We start from the raw sequence: 17910 nt of genomic DNA, 5'->3' as shown, positions 1-17910 counted from the left end.
CGGAGACGCTGGACGGGCTTGCGGCGGCGCATCGAGCGGGGGTCGTGCACCGGGATATCAAGCCGGAAAACATCCTGCTCAACGACCGCGGGCATGTGCAAATCACTGATTTCGGGCTGGCGAAAGCCGCATCGCAGGCGACGCTGTCCACGACGGGCATGCTGCTTGGCACGGCAGCATATCTTGCTCCCGAGATGATTGAGAACAATCAGGCCACACCCCAGGGAGACCTGTATTCGGTGGGCATCATGGCTTGGGAGATGCTTGCCGGCGAACCGCCGTTCCAATCGGACAACCCGGTGACGATGGTGTTCAAACATGTGCACGAGGACGTTCCCCCGGTGATTACCCGCTGCCCGGGAATCGAACCGTCCGTCTCCGAATTCATCGCGCAACTGACGGCACGTTCGGTCGAGGACAGGCCGGCGGACGCCATGGAAGCGCAACGACTCCTGCGCACGGTGATTTCCGGGATGCCGATGGAGGCTTGGCTGTACCGGCGGTCGGACGATCCTATGCGCGACGAATCCACCGGCGACGGCGGATCCCCGTTGGCACCCAACGGCTTGGTCGCCTCGCGCGGCGAGAACGGGCATGATGCTGCGGCATCAACAACGTCGAGAGCATCTGTAGCATCTGTGGCCGCAACAGCCGCAACGGCACGGGCGGATTACCCGCCGCAGCCGCCGGTACCGTCGTCGTCCGCGGCGAATTCCGCAACGACGTCCGTCGACATGTCCCCCGACGCATCCGCCACAACGCCTTCAGACGGGCGTTCCGGCGCCGCGAACACACCGGATACGCGTACCCGCATCCTTGCAACCGATCCGAACGCCGAGAGAAAACCGCGAAGCATCACCAGCCAGGACGCCTTCACCCAGGCAATCACCACAACTGACACATCGGATATCGAGCCTTCCGGCGTCGCGGAGCATTCCCGTGGCGGGCGGCCGCGCAGCAAGGTTCCGGTCATCATCGCCGCCATCGTGGCCGTTGTGCTCGCCGCCGGCGCCGGATGCGGCGCATGGTGGTATTATCTGGGCCCCGGCAGCTATTGGACGATGCCGAAACCCACTGATCTGACGTGTAAGGCAGGCAAGACCTGCACCATCAAGAATGTCAGCTGGAGCTCGTTCCGCAGCACTCTCAACGTCGCCGGAATCCCCTATTCCGTTGCCCAAGAATACAGCGATTCCGTCGAAGAGGGCAACATCATCTCAACCACGCCGTCCACGGTTGGAGCGCATATCAGCAAACGCAGCGCGGGCAATGTGAAAGTCACCGTGTCCAAAGGCGTGCGTCAGGCGACCATCCCCTCAGATATCACCGACCCATCGACTGACAACGGCAAGGATCCCCTGACCGCCCTCGAAAAGGCAGGCTTCACGAACATTTCGCATAACATCAACGATGACGAGTATTCGCTGACCGTTCCGAAGAACGCGCTGCTGAGCATCTCCCCCGACCCTGGCACCACGATGGATCATAACGACAGCGTGGTGGTGAAACTCTCCTTGGGACCGATGCCGGTCAATATGCCGGATGTCGTCGGCAGAACCAAAGACGAGGCGCAGGCCTTGTTCGACAGCTTGCAGCTCAAGGCCACTTACAGCGAGGAATATAGCGACACCGTGCCCAGTGGCAGCATTATCTCGGCATCGCAGGCGGTGGGTACCCAACTGCACTGGGGTGACACCGTCGATGTCGTGGTTTCCAAGGGCCCGCAAATGGTGACGCTGCCTGATGTGACCGGCAAAAGCACCAGCGATGCGACTGCGACCTTGCAGGCGCTCGGTCTGGAGGTGAAGGTCAGCGCCCCGCTCGGCGACCTGACCCACACCGTGCGGTTGCAGTCGCCGTCCGCCGGTCAGCAGGTACGTGTCCGGGACGCGAACGGCAACAAGACCGTGATCACACTGACTGTGGTGTGACCGCCGAGGACTGCGCCTCCTGTTCGGCCTTCATCCTTGCCTTGACGGTCTGCGCATACTCGTCGACATACTCCTGCCCGCTCATCTGACCGATGGCGCGGATCACGCGATCGGTCAGCTCACGCAGCTCCTCATGCGTCACATCCTGCGGATCCTTGCGCTCGACCGGAATCGGCGCACCGTATATCACTTTCGATTTGCCTTTGTTCGGAATCACCTGACCTGGCTTTTGCAGGTCGCGCGAGCCGATAATCGCCGTCGGGATAATCGGGCAACCGGTTTCGAACGCGAGACGCGCGGCACCGGTGTGCCCGCGATACAGCCTGCCATCGGGGCTGCGGGTGCCTTCGACATGGATGCCGAACAAATGGCCATCCTCAAGGATTTCTTTGGCGTGGTTGAGCGCACCCAACGATTTGGAACCGCCCGAGCGGTCGACCGGGAACACGCCCACGGATGTGAACCACCACTTCTTGAACCGACCCTTGATGCCTTTGCCTTCGAAGTATTCGGCCTTGCCCATGAAATGAATCATGCGCGGGCATGTCATCGGCAGCAGCGCGTCGTCAATGACCGCAAGATGGTTCGCCGCGATGATCGCCCCGCCCTTGCGCGGGATGTTCTCAAGCCCTTCGACAGTTGGATTGAACCGACGCCTTGCGATCGGACCCAAGGTCCGGACGAAAAACCAGTAGAGCACGAGGGCTCTCCCTCCCAGCGACTTGACTTGACGCTCGTTTACAGTGGTACCTATGACTGAGCACAACAATACCAATGCGTCAGGAGAGCGTCCAGCGAACGGGTCCGGCGAGGGCTCGCAAGGCGGCTCATCCTCCGGCGAGCCGCTTGACGAGGCATGGGAGGCGTTCGCTCACGATCACGCGCGCGATCTTGAGGACGTGGAGCGGTCTCGAAACGCGAAACGATTCGAAAGACACGCCCGCCGTGCCGAGAAGAAAGCGCTGCTTTCGGTAGATGACCTCGATCAGGGCACCTTCACCGACGACGCCATCGGAGCCGGCCGCGGCCCGCGAGACAACACCGCTTCCAGCTGGCTGGATACCGACGACGTGATGGACCGTTACGGCGACCGCTTCGTGCCGCCGACGTCCTTCGCGCCTACACCGCACAGCGTCATCCTGTTCACTGCGTTGACGGTCATCGGCGTGTTGGGGATCATCGCTTCGGTGCTTGTGCCCAAATTCACGGGGATTATCGGGACGGTCTGCGCGATCTGTCTGCTGCTTGGCATTGCCGGATTAGTGGCGAGCCGGCGGGGGCATGTCCATCACGACGATCCGTTCGACGATGGCGCCCGTGTCTGAACGGGTGAAAGCAAGAACGCGCGCACCCGGCTGCGAGTGAACGCCTGGGCTTGTGCGGAAATGCAGAGGGGCTGTCCGGGAAACATTCGGACAGCCCCTCTGGTATGGATTCGAAGGTGATGTATTTTCGAAGTTGATATGCACCAGTAGGTCGGATGCATACACGGGCTAGCGCTTCGGTTGTGCCAACGACAAGGTTGCCGACGGCAGGGGCGATGTCACTGCAACGGGCCCACGCCGCCGTGGCAGGTGTGTCTCCGACCACCGATTGTGTCGATGGCCGGAGTAGCACGCCACGTCATTGCCGCAGCACGGCTTGGGGTCATGCTCGCTTGGACTGCGCGAGCTTGACCCAACGCTCCAGCAGGTCCTTCGCCTTGCCGGAATCAACGGCTTCCTGGGCCAGCCCGTAGGCCTGACGGAAGCGATCGGCGAGCGACCCGTCAGCGATGAGATGGCCGTCGGCGACGATGGCGGAGGCGGCGTTGAGCAACGCTGTTGTCCGCGAAGCAACCGGCTTGCCGTCGAGGAAGTCCCTGAAAATGCTGGCGTTGAGCTCAGGCTCTCCACCGCGAAGCTGCTCGATAGTCACCGGGTCAAGGCCAAGCTCGGTAACAGGATTGAATTCGGTTGCCGTGACCTTGCCGTCCGCGATCAGCCACACGGAAACCGGGCCGGTCGGAGCCATCTCGTCAAGGCCTTCGCTCGACGTGTACACCATGCCGCTTTGGCCGCGGTTGGCGTACACCTGTGCCATCAGCGGGCTCAATGTGCGGTCCGCGCAGCCGATGGCGACATGCTTCGGGTTTGCCGGATTCGTCAGCGGTCCCAGCACGTTGAATACGCACGGGATTCCCAGCGCCGAGCGGACCGGGCCGACGAAGCGCATAGCCGGGTGGAAGGTCTTTGCAAAGGCGAAGGTGATGCCGATTTCATCGCCGATTTCGGCCACAGCTTCCGGAGCGAGGTCAAGCGGAACGCCCAAGGCTTCGATGACGTCGCCTGAGCCGCACTTCGACGATGCAGCACGATTGCCGTGCTTGACGATTTTCACGCCGGCTGCCGCGGCAACCACAGCGCCCATGGACGACAGGTTCACGGTCGCGGCTTTGTCGCCGCCCGTTCCGACGATATCGGTGGTTTCACCCGAGACGTTAAGCGGCACAGCGTGAGAGACCATCGCCTTCGCGGCGCCTTCAATCTCGGGCGCGGTCAAACCAAGCTGCTGCTGGGTCGCAAGGACGGCGCCAACGCATGCAGGATTGGCATTGCCGTTCATGAGATCGTTGACGAACCACCAGGACTCGTCCGCATTCAAATGATTGCCGTTGACGAGTTCTGCGAGAATCGACTTCCAAGTGATCTCAGTCATCATGCCCTCCTGTGCATCTGATGTTATGGTTTGTGGCTTATTGTATCGACTTCATGTGTTCTACCACGTGAACGTCCACATTCTGAGGTTCCTTCCGGAAATTCGTGCAGTGTTAGGGCAATCCGGGCAGTCAGGTCGGGTCGGCGGCACCGCTGACGCGACGGATGATGGACGAAGGGTCATGATTATGCAGATCATCCGCATGCATACCCGCATATGCAAACGGACGGCGGCGCCACCATGGATTTCCATGATGACGCCGCCGTCCGTGAATCAAATCACACCGACCGCTGTTCGAAGCAATCAGGCCTTCTCGTTATGGCCGTGGCACATCTTGTACTTGCGCCCCGAACCGCACGGGCACGGCGCGTTCTTCGGCGTACCCGGGAAGGTGCGGCCGTCCGCCCACGGGCTCTTGAGCTCGTCGCTCTTGGGTCGCTTGCTGGCGGGCAGCTTGACATCCTCGTGGCTGATTGGCGCAGGGCCGACGACGCCGGGCTCGCGGTGCTCGGCCGCATCGTCCTCATCCGCCGTCTCATCGGACTCGCTGGGATCTTCCGGAGCGGAGCTGACAGTCGTGGGCTCGTCCTCAGCGTCGGTCGAGGTGATGCCGACCGCCTCTTCAGCCTTGTCCACAGCGACATCCTCATCATGCTCGCTGGTGATGTCCTCGTTCTGCGCAACTTCCTGGATGTCGACGTGGAAGAGCAGCTGAATGGTCTCTTCCTTGATCGCCTCGATCATCTGGTTGTACATCTGGTAGCCTTCGCGCTGGTATTCGACCAGCGGGTCGCGCTGGCCCATACCGCGCAGGCCGATGCCGTCCTTGAGATAATCCATCTCGTAGAGGTGTTCGCGCCACTTGCGGTCGAGCACTGCGAGAACCACGCGGCGTTCCAGCTGGTGCAGCGCCTCTTCGCTGAGCTTCTCGCCCAGTTTCGCGTAGGATTCCTTGGCGGAATCGACGATAAGCTTGCGCAGGGCCTCGGATGCCTTGTCGCCCTTGAGACCGCTCACGGCCTTCTTGGCTTCGTCCTCGTCAACCGTGATGGTCACGATCTGAGACAGCGCCTTGAACAGGCCGTCCCAGTCCCAATCCTCAGGCTTGGCGGAGCCACGGTTTGCGCCACGGATGTAGCCGGCGACGGTCTCGTCAATGAAGCGCAGGATGTCCTCGTGGATATCCTCGCCCTTAAGCACGGCCTGACGCTCGGCGTAGATGACCTTGCGCTGCTTGTTCATCACGTCGTCATACTTGAGGACGTTCTTACGGATTTCGAAGTTGCGCGATTCGACAGCCTTCTGCGCGTTGCGCACGCCCTTGGACACGCTCTTCGATTCAATCGGCAGGCCTTCCGGAAGGCCGCGGGACATCACACGCGCGACAAGCTGCGTGTTGAACAGACGCATGAGGTCGTCCTCGAGGCTCAGGTAGAAGCGGGATTCACCCGGATCGCCCTGACGACCGGAACGGCCGCGCAGCTGGTTGTCGATACGGCGAGACTCATGGCGTTCGGTGCCGAGCACGTACAGACCGCCCAGCTTGGCGACTTCGTCATGCTCGTCCTTGACCTGTGCCTTGACCTCGGCCAGCGTGCCGGGCCAACGCTTCTCGTACTCCTCCGGGGTGTCTTCGGGCGAGTAGCCTTCCTTCTTGAGCTTGGCGTCGGCGAGGAACTCGACATTGCCGCCGAGCATGATGTCGGTACCACGACCGGCCATGTTGGTGGCAACCGTGACTGCGCCCTTGCGACCGGCGACCGCGACGACCGCGGCTTCCTTCGCATGGTGCTTCGCATTAAGCACCTGATGAGGGATCTTCGCCACATCAAGCAATGAGGAGACGACTTCGGAGGATTCAACCGATGCGGTGCCCAGCAGGACCGGCTGACCCTTGGCATGGCGCTTGGCGACGTCCTCGATAATCGCGTGCAGCTTTTCCTTCTTCGTGCGGAAGATCAGATCGTCCTGATCCTTACGGATCATCGGCTTGTTGGTCGGAATCGGGATGACGCCGAGCTTATAGGTGCCCATGAATTCGGCGGCCTCGGTCTCGGCGGTACCGGTCATGCCGGCGAGCTTGTCGTACATGCGGAAGTAGTTCTGCAAGGTGATGGTCGCGAAAGTCTGGTTCTCGGCCTTGACCTCGACACCTTCCTTCGCCTCGATGGCCTGATGCAGGCCTTCATTGTAGCGGCGGCCCGGCAGGATACGGCCGGTGTGCTCGTCAACGATGAGCACCTCGCCGTGGGTGACCACGTAATCGCGGTCGCGAAGGAAGAGCTCCTTGGCCTTGATCGCGTTGTTCAGATAGCCGATCAACGCGGTATTGCTCGGCTCATAGAGGTTGTCAATGCCGAGGTAATCCTCGACCTTGCTGATGCCCGGGTCAAGGATACCGACGGTCTTCTTCTTCTCGTCGACCTCGTAGTCCTCGTCTCGAGTGAGCTTGGGGACCAGACGCGCGAACTGGCGGTACCAACGGGTGACATCGCCCTCGGCCGGGCCGGAGATAATCAACGGGGTACGGGCCTCATCGATCAGGATGGAGTCGACCTCATCGACGATGGCGTAATGGTGGCCGCGCTGTACGAGTTCGCTCTTGTCCCACGCCATGTTGTCGCGCAGGTAATCGAAGCCGAACTCGTTGTTCGTGCCGTACGTGATGTCTGCGTTGTACTGCTTGCGGCGCTCCGGCGGCTTCTGGTCGGTGACGATGCAGCCGACGCTCATACCGAGGAACCGGTAGACGCGGCCCATGAGCTCGCTCTGGTAGCTGGCGAGGTAGTCGTTGACGGTGACCACATGCACGCCCTTGCCTTCGAGCGCGTTCAAATAGCTCGGCAGGGTCGCAACCAAGGTCTTGCCTTCGCCGGTCTTCATTTCCGCGATGTTGCCCCAATGCAACGCCGCACCGCCCATGAGCTGCACGTCGAAGTGACGCATGCCCAGCGTGCGCTTCGAAGCCTCACGCACAGTGGCAAACGCCTCCGGCATGATGTCGTCAAGGCTCTTGCCGTTGTCAAGCTCCTGCTTGAACTTGGCGGTCTGTCCTTTGAGTTCCTCGTCGGAGAGGGCCGATATCTCGTCCTCAAGCGCATTCACCGCTTTCGCGACGTTTTCCAGCTTCTTCAGCTGGTGGCCTTCACCCATACGTAGGGCCTTGTCGACGATGTTTACCACGTTTCGCTCCCTAGTTCATTCAGCACGACGAGCGCGGCGGGCTACCCAGTCCGCACACAACTCATCCCATAGTACGCGACGGAGGGGATTTTACACTCCCCTGCTCCAATTGCGCCGACACGGGCGGGTCGTGCGCCCGGCCGGCATGACGGGAGCCCGCGTGCACTGCAACGCGGGCTCCCGTCGCTATATTTCTACGGAACCGCTATCTAACGGCCGGTGTTCAGGCTTCCTTCTTGGCCTTGGCCACATTTTCGGCGGTGTCGATCTCGAAGACGCCGTAGCTCCAGCCGTGACGATGGTAGACCACCGACGGACGACCGGTTTCCTTGTTGACGAACAGGAAGAAGTCGTGGCCGATCAGCTCCATCTCGTACAGGGCCTCGTCGATGCTCATCGGTTCGGCGATGTGCAGCTTGCGACGGATGACAATCGGCGTGTCGCCGACCTGAACCTCGACGGATTCACCCGGGCCCAAATCGGAAGCCACCGCAGCCTGCGGGCTGTTATTCGGCTCCTCTTCCTTGGACTCCTCCTCGTCCGGGGTCTCAACCGGTCCAAGATCGACCGGCACCGGGTTGACATAGCCGCGACGGTGATCCTTGCGGCGGTCACGGGCACGACGCAGACGGAGCGTCAGCTTGTCCAGAGCCATGTCGAGAGCGCTGTACTCATCGGAGCTCGACGCTTCGGCGCGGACTACGGTGCGTCCGGCCACCACGGTGATCTCAACGCGCTTGGCGGTATCTGCCTGACGCGGATTACCCTCGTGGGTCACGACAATCTGAGCGCGCTGGGCGTCCGGAGCGATTGCGGTCACACGATTCATCTTGCTTTCAACGACGTCACGGAATTTCTGACTGACCTGCGTGTGACGTCCGGTGATGACGATTTCCATGTGGACCTCCTAGCCTCAAGCGGTGTTACCCGCTGTGTGTGGGTTGTCCCGAACCGCGTCTTCGCCGTCCGGGTATGTCTTATTGTAGCCGAATACTTCGCAAAGTGAAGACAATTCGCTTTCGGGTGTCGTAATTTTTCTCGTTATCGTGCTGTATTAGGCATGTGCTTATAATGGTGATTCTGAGACCCCATGATGGCCGCGGTCAATATGACTGAGGAACTTCCGGGCTCCACAGAGCACGATGGCGGATAACATCCGCCCAGGGTGACCTGAGAGATAGCGCAACAGAGAACAGACCGCCCGGCTTCGGCCGAGTAAGGGTGAAACGGCGGTGCAAGAGACCACCGGGCCGCTGGTGACAGCGGTCGCATGGCAAGCCTCATCGGGAGCAAGGCCAAGCAGAAGACGTCAAGGGTTGCTCGCCCATGTCTTCGGGTAGGCTGCTAGAGCTTGGCGGCAACGTCAGGTCGAGATGGATGGCCATCCGTGTGGAGACACACGACAGAACCCGGGGTATATGGGGTCTCGTCCACTTCCAGGACCCGCCACTTCGGCGGGTCCTGTTGTATCCGGCCTCAACAGGCATACCTCATCAGGCATCTTTGCCGAACAGGCTGTGCGATATGTCCCGCAGGGTGTCAGGACTATGACCTTTGCGTCCGCCGGCAGCCCAGAACCGCCTCAGTCTGACTTGCGGATCGAGCCCCTCTGTACGAGCAGCGACGCTACGCCCGAGTTCCCAAGCCGCATCGACGAATACGCCGGCTTCACGGGCTTCGCCGACTACCTGTTGAGACAGCGCTCGGTCAACACGCTTGCGCGACAACTCAAGTAGCGTACCGCGCTCCCCCAGCATGCGCCCCGCGCAATACCTGACCACTGACCTGGCGTATTCCTCATCGTTGACGAGACCGACTTCACGCAATCTCGTTACGACAGCGTCGGCGACGGTTTCGTCGTACCCCTTGAGAACAAGACGCTCCAGCAACGCCGCACTCGAGCGATCCGCACAGTCCAGCAGGCGCAATGCCGCTTCCCGGCAAGCATCCTCATCACATGGGTCACTCGGCCCCTGCCTGGGTGTGGCAGCGCCTTTGGCACCAGCGCCCCTGGCCCACCTTCCGGCTCGTTTGGCCCTTCCGCGCCCCCAAGCGCGTGCATACGCCCGGGCATCGTGTTGATTACGGTCTTCCGGATGCCCGTCGTTTGCATCTTCGCGGGCCTCCGGCCGAGGCGCGCCCATCGCCGAGCTTGATGCGGCATCATGCGCGGCGATGGGAGTACCGTGTTGCGCGATAAACGCTTCGGCGTCAATCATCGGACGTCAGGCTTTTTTCGATGCCGCCGCAGAATCGGCAGCAGCCGCTTTACCCGCCTCGCCATTTGTCGGCGCGGCGGCCGCTGCTGCCTCATCGCCTTCAGCGAATTGGTCAGTTGGCTCAATCAGGCCGAACGCCTCCTTGACCTTGGTCTCAATCTCATCGGACAGCTCGGGATTGTCTTTGAGATATTTGCGCACGTTCTCACGGCCTTGACCCAACTGGTCGCCGTTGTAGGTGAACCAAGAGCCCGACTTCTTGATGACATTGCTCTGCAACGCCATATCGATAATCGAGCCTTCCTTGGAAATGCCTTCGCCGTAGAGCACGTCGAACTCGGCGGACTTGAACGGCGGCGCCATCTTGTTCTTGACGACCTTGACCCTGGTACGGCTGCCGACGGCTTCATCCCCGTTCTTCAGGGTTTGAATACGACGAATGTCAAGACGCACCGACGAATAGAACTTCAACGCCTTGCCGCCGGTGGTAGTTTCCGGATTACCGAAGAACACACCGATCTTCTCGCGCAACTGATTGATGAAAATCGCCGTGGTGTTGGCTTGCGCAAGGGCACCGGTCATCTTGCGCAAAGCCTGGCTCATCAAACGCGCCTGAAGACCGACATGGCTGTCGCCCATATCGCCTTCGATTTCAGCCTTCGGCACCAGCGCGGCCACGGAATCGATGACGATCACGTCAAGCGCACCGGACCTGATGAGCATATCCGCGATTTCCAATGCCTGCTCGCCGTTGTCTGGCTGGGAGACGATCAGCGAATCGGTGTCCACCCCCAAATGACGTGCGTACACCGGATCCAAAGCGTGTTCGGCGTCGATGAACGCGGCGACACCGCCCGCCTTCTGCGCGTTAGCGACAACATGCAGTGCAAGCGTGGTCTTGCCGGAAGATTCCGGTCCGAAAATCTCCACGATACGGCCGCGCGGCAACCCGCCGATGCCGAGGGCCATATCAAGTGCAAGCGAACCCGTGGGAATCACTTCGACATTCTGCTCCGGACGATCCCCCAGACGCATTGCTGAGCCTTTTCCGAAGCTCTTCTCCACCTGCGCAAGCGCAGTGTCCAATGCGGCTTTACGCCGGGGATCGATCTCGTGAGCCCCGGATTCCTGGGCGGCCCCGCCAGCTTTGGCGCCCGCCGCCTTGGCCGATTTTGTCTGCTGTGCCATGTGTTCTCCTTATCTTCACGATTTCAGCGACGATTTCCACGCTACGTGAACCACGCCGATGGTTCCACCCCGCACCGGCAATGTGGTCAAAGGTTGCATTGCCTTCTGCGCCAAGGCCTCAGGGCTTCCCGTCGCGGAATCGTGTTGTGCTGTTACCACTATACCGCATCATGCGAACAAATGTTCGAATACCACCCGCCGGGCAGCGCAAGCCGAATGCCCATCACCTGCCCTGTCACCGACCGGCAGGCAGTGGCGGCGCATTGTGGTCCTTCCCCCAACGCCTGGAATCGGGGATATCCATCTGGTCGCACAACACATTCCACACGACGCGGGGCTCCTCCCCCGCGGCAAGCGCCTCGACCACCGTCATATCGCCCAGTTTGGGCAACCGCTGGTCCTTGGACAGGCTCCGACCGTACACACGGCCGAACACCTCCTCCAGCAGTTGCCAGAATTCACGTTCACGCACGCAGCAAGTCTCGCACAACCGGGCTACAAGCCCATCAACGACCGCACGCTTTTCCACTTGCCTGTCTCTGATTCCACACCCGCCACCGCGCATCCGCCTGTACCGGGGAACATCCGCGCCGCCGAAGCCGCACACACAAAACGGGCGCCTCCCGCCGTAATCGGCAGGAAGCGCCCGCATTTTCTAACAAACCGTCAACCGGTGATTCTTCGCCGACACCCGGCCAACACCCATCGATCAGGCATGCACCGAATCGAGATAATCAGCCACCATACGCAGCATTTGCGCGGTGCTCAGACCGAGGGAGGCTGCAATCGAGCTGAGCAGCTCCGAACTTGCCTCCTTCTGGCCTCGCTCCACCTCGGAAAGATAGCCGAGGGAGACGCCAGCCTTCTCGCTGACCTCGCGCAAGGTCTTATGGTCACGGGTGCGCAAATCGCGCAACACATGGCCAATGGCCTCACGCAGGGAGACGTCCTTCATCTGCGAGGCGTCCTCATGCTTGCGAATCGTGGCATGCGGCTTGGCATGCTCGGCGTCTTCCTCCTGCCACATGCGGGACAGCGCGGACTGACGCTCATCTTTCGCCTTCTTCGCGGCGCGCGCACGCAACACCTGCTGCTGCGCGAACATCACAGCGCGACGCTGGGCCGGCGTCAAATCACGCATACGCGCCGCCTGCCCTGCACGGATCTGGGAATTCTGGACTGCCTTGGTTTCCGTCATCTGATTGGTCTGGGTCATCGTTTCCATCTGCGCAACCCCTTTCGGCTTCGTGTCGTTTTCGCTACATCATGAACAACCGGAAGTGTGGCGAAATTATTCCTGTAGCCCAACTGTGAGCTGCCTCACATTGTTCAATACGTGCCATACCGTCTGTTCGCGCACCTGTGCGCGATCGCCCCGCAAATGCAGTTCCACCGCGGATTCAGCGCGCTTCCCGCCCGTTAACACAGCCGGAAGAGAACAGCCGATATACACGAGTCCGGCGGGCTTGTCCCCGTCAGGCCCGGGACCGGCGACCCCGGTGGTGGACAGGCCGATCACACGGCCCACGTACTCCGGCTGATCATACAGGCGGGCGGTCGCGGCTGCCATCTGACGAGCGACCTCAGGATGCACCGCACCCTCACGTGCCAACAACGAGGCATCGACGCCGAGGATCTTTGCCTTCGCGCGGATGTCATACGTGACGGCAGACCCGAGAAACACCTCGGACGCACCCGGAATGCGGACGAACGCGTCCGCGAGCAGGCCGCCAGTCAATGATTCGGCGGCGGCGATCTTCACGCCGTGCCGCTTGCAATACTCCAGCACCTGCGCGGTGAGCCCGTCACGCTGCGCCAAACCATACCCTGTGACCGGCATTCAGCGCTCCGCGGCGTTTGAGACGCCCCGACGCGCCTTGACGACGCGGTACACATACAGCGCCCCCGAATACAGGCACAGGAACAGGGCCACGTAAATCAGGAAGTTCGTGATGAAGGTGTAGACGTTCAGCGCGGTGGCGTTCGTGATGAACGTGTATGCCGGGACCAGCAGCATGCCCAGGCCGATGCACTGGCACAGCGTCTTGTACTTTCCGGCCTTGTCCGCCGCGATCACCTTGCCGCCGGTGTCGATGACGAAGAAGCGCATCACGGTGATGCCGATCTCACGGATGAGGAACAGAATGGTCACCCACCAGAAGACCTCACCGAATGCGGAGGCGACAATCAGCGTCGAGCAGGTGAGCAGCTTGTCGGCGATCGGGTCCATAAGCTTGCCCAGCTCGGTGACCTGGTTGTACTTTCGGGCCATCCACCCGTCGAGCTTGTCGGTCGAAGCGGCGATGATGAACAGAATCGCGGCCGTCCACCGCAGGCCGTGGCTATGCGAACCCCACGGGCCGGCGGCGATATCGATGCCGAGAAAGACCAACACCAGCACGATTCGCGTGTAGGTGACGATGTTCGGAGGGCTGTTCCAGCCGTCCAGAAGCGATACCTTGTGTTCTTGTTCAGTCTGCATACCGTTCACCTTACCTCTACTGCACTACCGGACGATGACAACAAGCTGTGAATTCGCTGGCGGCTCGGCACATGGGGCCGGGTATCCGCGCCCGTGCCTGCAGTGCCTGTGCGATGTCGAAGACACTTCCATAGTGCCACCGGCATCGCACAAATCCAACCACCGTGTCTTGAAACGCCTGGAAATCAAGCCTGGGCGTCCGCCTCACCATCGGAGGCTCCGCCCGGGGCGATCGAATCGGTTTTGCCTTCGATGAACGCGAGCACCTGCGGCAGATCCTGCGGCTGAACCAGCACCTCCCTGGCCTTGGACCCCTCGGACGGACCGACAACTCCGCGCGATTCGAGCAGATCCATCAGACGTCCGGCCTTGGCAAAGCCGACGCGCAGCTTGCGCTGGAGCATGGATGTCGAACCGAATTGGGTGGTGACCACCAGCTGGGCGGCTTGCAGGAGCACGTCCATATCGTCGCCGATGTCTTCGGTCGGATCGACCGTATGCTTGTCCGCTTCCTTGGCCATCTGTTCGATGTCCTCGCGATAATGCGGTTTGCGCTGGGTGCGCACGAATTCGACCGCCTTGCGGATTTCGGATTCCCCGACCCAGGAGCCTTGCACGCGGATCGGCCTCGCCTGCCCCATCGGCAGGAACAGCGCGTCGCCCTGCCCGATCAGGGTCTCAGCGCCTGTCGTATCGAGAATCACGCGCGAATCCGTCGCCGACGAGGTTGCGAAGGCCAGACGCGACGGGATATTCGCCTTGATCAGACCGGTGACCACATCGACCGACGGGCGCTGGGTGGCGAGCACAAGATGCACACCGGCGGCTCGAGCCAGCTGGGTGATGCGCTGAATCGAGCTTTCGACATCGTTCTTCGCAACCATCATGAGGTCGGCCATCTCGTCGACAACCACCAGCAGGTACGGGTACGGGGCAACCTTGCGTTTCGAGCCGGCCGGGGCATGCACTTTGCCTTCCATAACGGCCTTGTTGAAGTCCTTCATGTTACGGAAGCCGAAGAACTGGAGGTCGTCGTAGCGGGCGTCCATCTCCTTGACCACCCATTCAAGCGCCTGGGCGGCATGCTTCGGATCGGTGATGATCGGCGTGAGCAGATGCGGAATACCGGCGTACGCGGACAATTCGACGCGCTTGGGGTCAACGAGAATCAAGCGCACCTGCTCCGGCGTGGCGCGCATGATGATTGACATGAGCATCGAGTTGATGAAGCTGGACTTACCTGAACCGGTCGCGCCGGCGACCAACAGATGCGGCATTTTCGTCAGGTCGGCGGTGACGAAATGGCCTTCGACGTCCTTGCCGACACCGGCGAGCATCGGATTGGGGTCGTTGCGTGCCTTGTCCGAACGAAGTACGTCACCCAAATGCACGATTTCGCGATCGATATTCGGAATCTCGATGCCGATTGCCGATTTACCAGGAATCGGCGAGAGAATACGCACGTCGGAACTGGCCACCGCATAGGCGATATTGCGTTGGAGATTGGTGACTTTCTCGACCTTGACACCCGGCCCGAGCTCGACCTCGTATTGGGTGACGGACGGCCCGCGCAGGAAGCCGACGACTTTCGCGTCGACTTTGAATTGCTGGAACGTGTCGGTCAGTGCACGGATAACATTGTCGTTCGCCGGGGTGCGCATCGCATGAGGCTTGCCTTTGACAAGCATGCCGAGGTCAGGGAGCTGATATGGCCGGCTCTCGTCGGGCTCCGCGGGCATCTGGCCGCCCGTCTGCCCGGCACCCGCGTCAGCCTGCCCTTCGGATGTCCCGTATGCCCCGGTGCCTTCCGGATCGGCGGCACCAGCGGTTTGTGTGCCGGCGCCTTGCACATCGCTCTGTGCGATAGCGGCCCACGGGTCGTTCCCTGCAGACACGCGCGCGGTGGGCACGATGGCCGGAGCTGCCGGCATCTGGGCATGGTCGTCGGCGGCTTGTGAGGTGCCGGTGCCGTCCGTGGCCATTGGGGAGACGCCCGAAGACACCGTGCGCGGGGTGCCCAAACGTGTTTCAGCCGCTTCGCCATGTTGTTTTGCCGCATGGGAGAACGCCTCGTCACCAGCGTATTCGTCAAGGCGATCGTCGTTGTCCTGCTTGGGTTTGCGACGGAACAGCCTGGCGAAGAATCCCGGCTTGCGCTCCGGCTGCGTCTCAGCGTCATCATCGGAACCGTCATGGGCGGGCACGCCTTCGGCCATCTGCATGACGCCATCGCCGACCCGCACTTCGTTCGGGAACTGCTCGTCATCGTCTTCATCCTGGTCGTCGTCACGATCCGCACCGCCGCCGAGACGATCAGCCAACGCGTGGAAGCGGTCGGGAAGATCCTGGACGTGGGTGCGCGTAATCAGCAGCAGCGAGAACAGGGCGACGATGACGAACACGATGACCGCGAACACCTTCGACAGCCCCCAGGCGAGCGGCGACCCCAGCAGGAAGCCGAACACGCCACCCGCATTCTCAAGGACCGACAAATCGAAACCGTGAGTGTCGGACGCCACGACGACATCGATGATCGAGCAGATCGACCACAGCAGCAACACCCAGCCCGTCACTACACGCGGATTGTCGGAATCCTTGCCGGCATTGCGCATCAAACGGAACGCCACAATCGCGAGGAACACCGGAAGCACAACGCTCATCACACCGAACGTGCCGGCTGCGAGCGTATGCAGGAAACGCCCCAAGGCCCCGTTGACCCGGAACCATTCGGAAGCGCAGAACAGCACCGAAAGAATCACCATCACAAAGCATAGGCCGTCACGCCGGTACATCGGGTCATACTCGCCGACGCCGGTGAGCGCCCTGACCGCAGCGCCGAAACCGCGCGGAATTGCGAGCAGCAGCTTCTTCCACAGCGGCTCCTCGCCGACGAGACGCTCGTCATCAGACAATACGCGCGTGCGTGCCGTGTCTTCCGTACCGGTACGTTTCGATGACCCGCTCGACCTGCGGCGGGTTGATGTCTTGTGCTCCTGTGAAGAGGATGAGGATGTGGTTCGTGCCATAGCGACTCTGATTCTAGCGTCCGGCGGTCACATCGTCGAAATGGGGCAGCTTCAGCCCCCTACGCCTGGATGTCACCGAGATGGTGCTGAACGTATTCGTCGGCATGCGCGTCAATCGCGTCATACTCCCCCGCGTCCGCGTGATCGATAATCGCCATCGCGTTATCCAGCAGCTGCGGATTCAACGCCTCAAGCCAATGGATGCGCGGGTCGCGGCCGAACCACCCCATCTGTTTGCGGGCAAGCCTGCGGGTTTTCTGCGCGATGTCGAAGAACGCGTCATCCTCATCCCAGATACCGTCCAGATAGTCGATGATCTGCTGGTAGCCCAGCGCACGCCCGGCGGTGAATCCCAGATGCGGACGCAACCGGCGCACTTCGTCCACGAATCCATGTTCGCGCATCGACTGGGTGCGTTGCATAATCCGGTCGTCAAGCTCGCGCCGCGGCAAATCAAGCCCGATCTGCACACTGGGGATCACGTAACGGTAGCGCGGCAGACTCGCCGAATACGGGTGTCCAGTCACTTCGATGATTTCGAGCGCGCGGATGGTACGCCGCGGGTTGTGCGGGTCCATACGCGCCGCGGCCTCGGGATCCTTGGCTTTGAGCTCTTCGAACAGCGCGGCGGCGCCTTCCTCGCGCTCCCGCTGTTCCAAACGCTTGCGCACCTCGGGATCGGTGCCGGGGAAAGAGATGTCGTCGATTGCCGCACGCGCATACAGGCCTGAACCACCGACCAGAATCGGCCTGATGCCTTGCGATTGCAGATCGTTGATGCACTCGCGGGCAAGCGTCTGGAACCGGGCGACGCTCATCGTGTCATCCGGGTCGATGATGTCAAGCAGATGGTGCGGGACCTCGGCTTGTTCCTCAGGGGTAGGTTTCGCCGTTCCGATATCCATGCCCCGGTACATCTGGTAGGCGTCTGCGTTCACGATTTCAGCGCGCTCGCCGCGTTCCGCAAGGGCTTTCGCGATGGCGATGCCCAATCCGGTCTTGCCTGATGCCGTAGGGCCGACAATCGAGACGACACGCGGGGCCGATGCTCCTGCGGACACAGTCGGCGACTGCCTGGAACGGTCCGACAACCCGGAATCCTTCTGTTCTCCCATCGGTTCATTCTCGCCGTCCGCCTGCAGCATATGCGCCTCCATGCTTGTCGTTTCTCTCCACCACTGTAC

At 61.3% G+C, this 17910-nt stretch carries 14 protein-coding genes and 1 other RNA gene; 3 read left to right on the top strand and 12 right to left on the bottom strand.

Annotated features, from left to right (window positions below; genetic code table 11):
• On the top strand, positions 1-1931 hold a 1931-nt coding region (locus ACI38B_RS06055), incomplete at its 5' end, for a PASTA domain-containing protein (RefSeq protein WP_439729965.1).
• Here the strand turns inward: ACI38B_RS06055 and ACI38B_RS06050 are convergent.
• Positions 1912-2631 carry a lysophospholipid acyltransferase family protein gene (locus tag ACI38B_RS06050; RefSeq protein ID WP_439729964.1) on the bottom strand — a complete coding sequence of 240 codons (720 nt, stop codon included), beginning with the start codon at positions 2629-2631 and terminating at the stop codon, positions 1912-1914. The two genes, ACI38B_RS06055 and ACI38B_RS06050, sit on opposite strands and share 20 nt — an antisense overlap.
• Before the next feature lie 52 nt (positions 2632-2683).
• Between ACI38B_RS06050 and ACI38B_RS06045 the strand changes: the two genes are divergently transcribed.
• On the top strand, positions 2684-3256 hold the full coding sequence (locus ACI38B_RS06045; RefSeq protein WP_439729963.1) for a hypothetical protein: 573 nt from the start codon (positions 2684-2686) through the stop codon (positions 3254-3256).
• A 322-nt stretch (positions 3257-3578) separates the two neighbouring features.
• On the opposite strand, the gene trpD is transcribed toward ACI38B_RS06045, so the two are convergent.
• From trpD to hpf, 3 genes are all read right to left on the bottom strand, one after another.
• Entirely contained in the window at positions 3579-4628 is a 1050-nt protein-coding gene (gene trpD, locus ACI38B_RS06040; RefSeq protein WP_439729962.1) for an anthranilate phosphoribosyltransferase, read from the bottom strand.
• Between the two features lie 303 nt (positions 4629-4931).
• On the bottom strand, positions 4932-7811 hold the full coding sequence (secA, locus tag ACI38B_RS06035) for a preprotein translocase subunit SecA (protein ID WP_439729961.1): 2880 nt from the start codon (positions 7809-7811) through the stop codon (positions 4932-4934).
• 223 nt (positions 7812-8034) lie between these two features.
• Positions 8035-8709, bottom strand: a complete 675-nt coding sequence (gene hpf / locus ACI38B_RS06030) for a ribosome hibernation-promoting factor, HPF/YfiA family (protein WP_439729960.1) — start codon at positions 8707-8709, stop codon at positions 8035-8037.
• Between the two features lie 183 nt (positions 8710-8892).
• On the opposite strand from hpf, the gene rnpB reads away from it, so the two are divergent.
• An RNA gene (gene rnpB, locus ACI38B_RS06025) (RNase P RNA component class A) lies at positions 8893-9244 on the top strand.
• 60 nt (positions 9245-9304) lie between these two features.
• Here the strand turns inward: rnpB and ACI38B_RS06020 are convergent.
• The 8 genes from ACI38B_RS06020 to miaA all read right to left on the bottom strand — a co-directional run bounded on the left by ACI38B_RS06020 (position 9305) and on the right by miaA (position 17871).
• On the bottom strand, positions 9305-9955 hold the full coding sequence (locus ACI38B_RS06020; protein WP_439729966.1) for a regulatory protein RecX: 651 nt from the start codon (positions 9953-9955) through the stop codon (positions 9305-9307).
• 81 nt (positions 9956-10036) lie between these two features.
• The gene (recA, locus tag ACI38B_RS06015; RefSeq protein WP_439729959.1) at positions 10037-11218 is read right to left on the bottom strand and encodes a recombinase RecA; all 1182 of its coding nucleotides are present in this window, start codon (positions 11216-11218) and stop codon (positions 10037-10039) included.
• Positions 11219-11453: 235 nt separating this feature from the next.
• Entirely contained in the window at positions 11454-11690 is a 237-nt protein-coding gene (locus tag ACI38B_RS06010; RefSeq protein ID WP_015450250.1) for a DUF3046 domain-containing protein, read from the bottom strand.
• 237 nt (positions 11691-11927) lie between these two features.
• Positions 11928-12443, bottom strand: a complete 516-nt coding sequence (locus ACI38B_RS06005; protein ID WP_439729958.1) for a helix-turn-helix domain-containing protein — start codon at positions 12441-12443, stop codon at positions 11928-11930.
• Between the two features lie 66 nt (positions 12444-12509).
• Complete coding sequence (locus ACI38B_RS06000) at positions 12510-13058, bottom strand: CinA family protein (RefSeq protein ID WP_439729957.1); 549 nt, start codon at positions 13056-13058, stop codon at positions 12510-12512.
• Positions 13059-13700 (bottom strand): CDP-diacylglycerol--glycerol-3-phosphate 3-phosphatidyltransferase, encoded by a 642-nt coding sequence (gene pgsA / locus ACI38B_RS05995; RefSeq protein ID WP_439729956.1) that lies wholly within the window; start codon positions 13698-13700, stop codon positions 13059-13061.
• A gap of 185 nt (positions 13701-13885) precedes the next feature.
• Complete coding sequence (locus tag ACI38B_RS05990) at positions 13886-16726, bottom strand: DNA translocase FtsK 4TM domain-containing protein (RefSeq protein ID WP_439729955.1); 2841 nt, start codon at positions 16724-16726, stop codon at positions 13886-13888.
• A gap of 59 nt (positions 16727-16785) precedes the next feature.
• Positions 16786-17871 (bottom strand): tRNA (adenosine(37)-N6)-dimethylallyltransferase MiaA, encoded by a 1086-nt coding sequence (gene miaA / locus ACI38B_RS05985; RefSeq protein WP_439729954.1) that lies wholly within the window; start codon positions 17869-17871, stop codon positions 16786-16788.
• Positions 17872-17910 lie beyond the last annotated feature (39 nt).

This window comes from Bifidobacterium sp., assembly GCF_051876855.1.
GTDB lineage: Bacteria > Actinomycetota > Actinomycetes > Actinomycetales > Bifidobacteriaceae > Bifidobacterium.
This window is presented reverse-complemented; position numbering and strand designations above follow the sequence as displayed.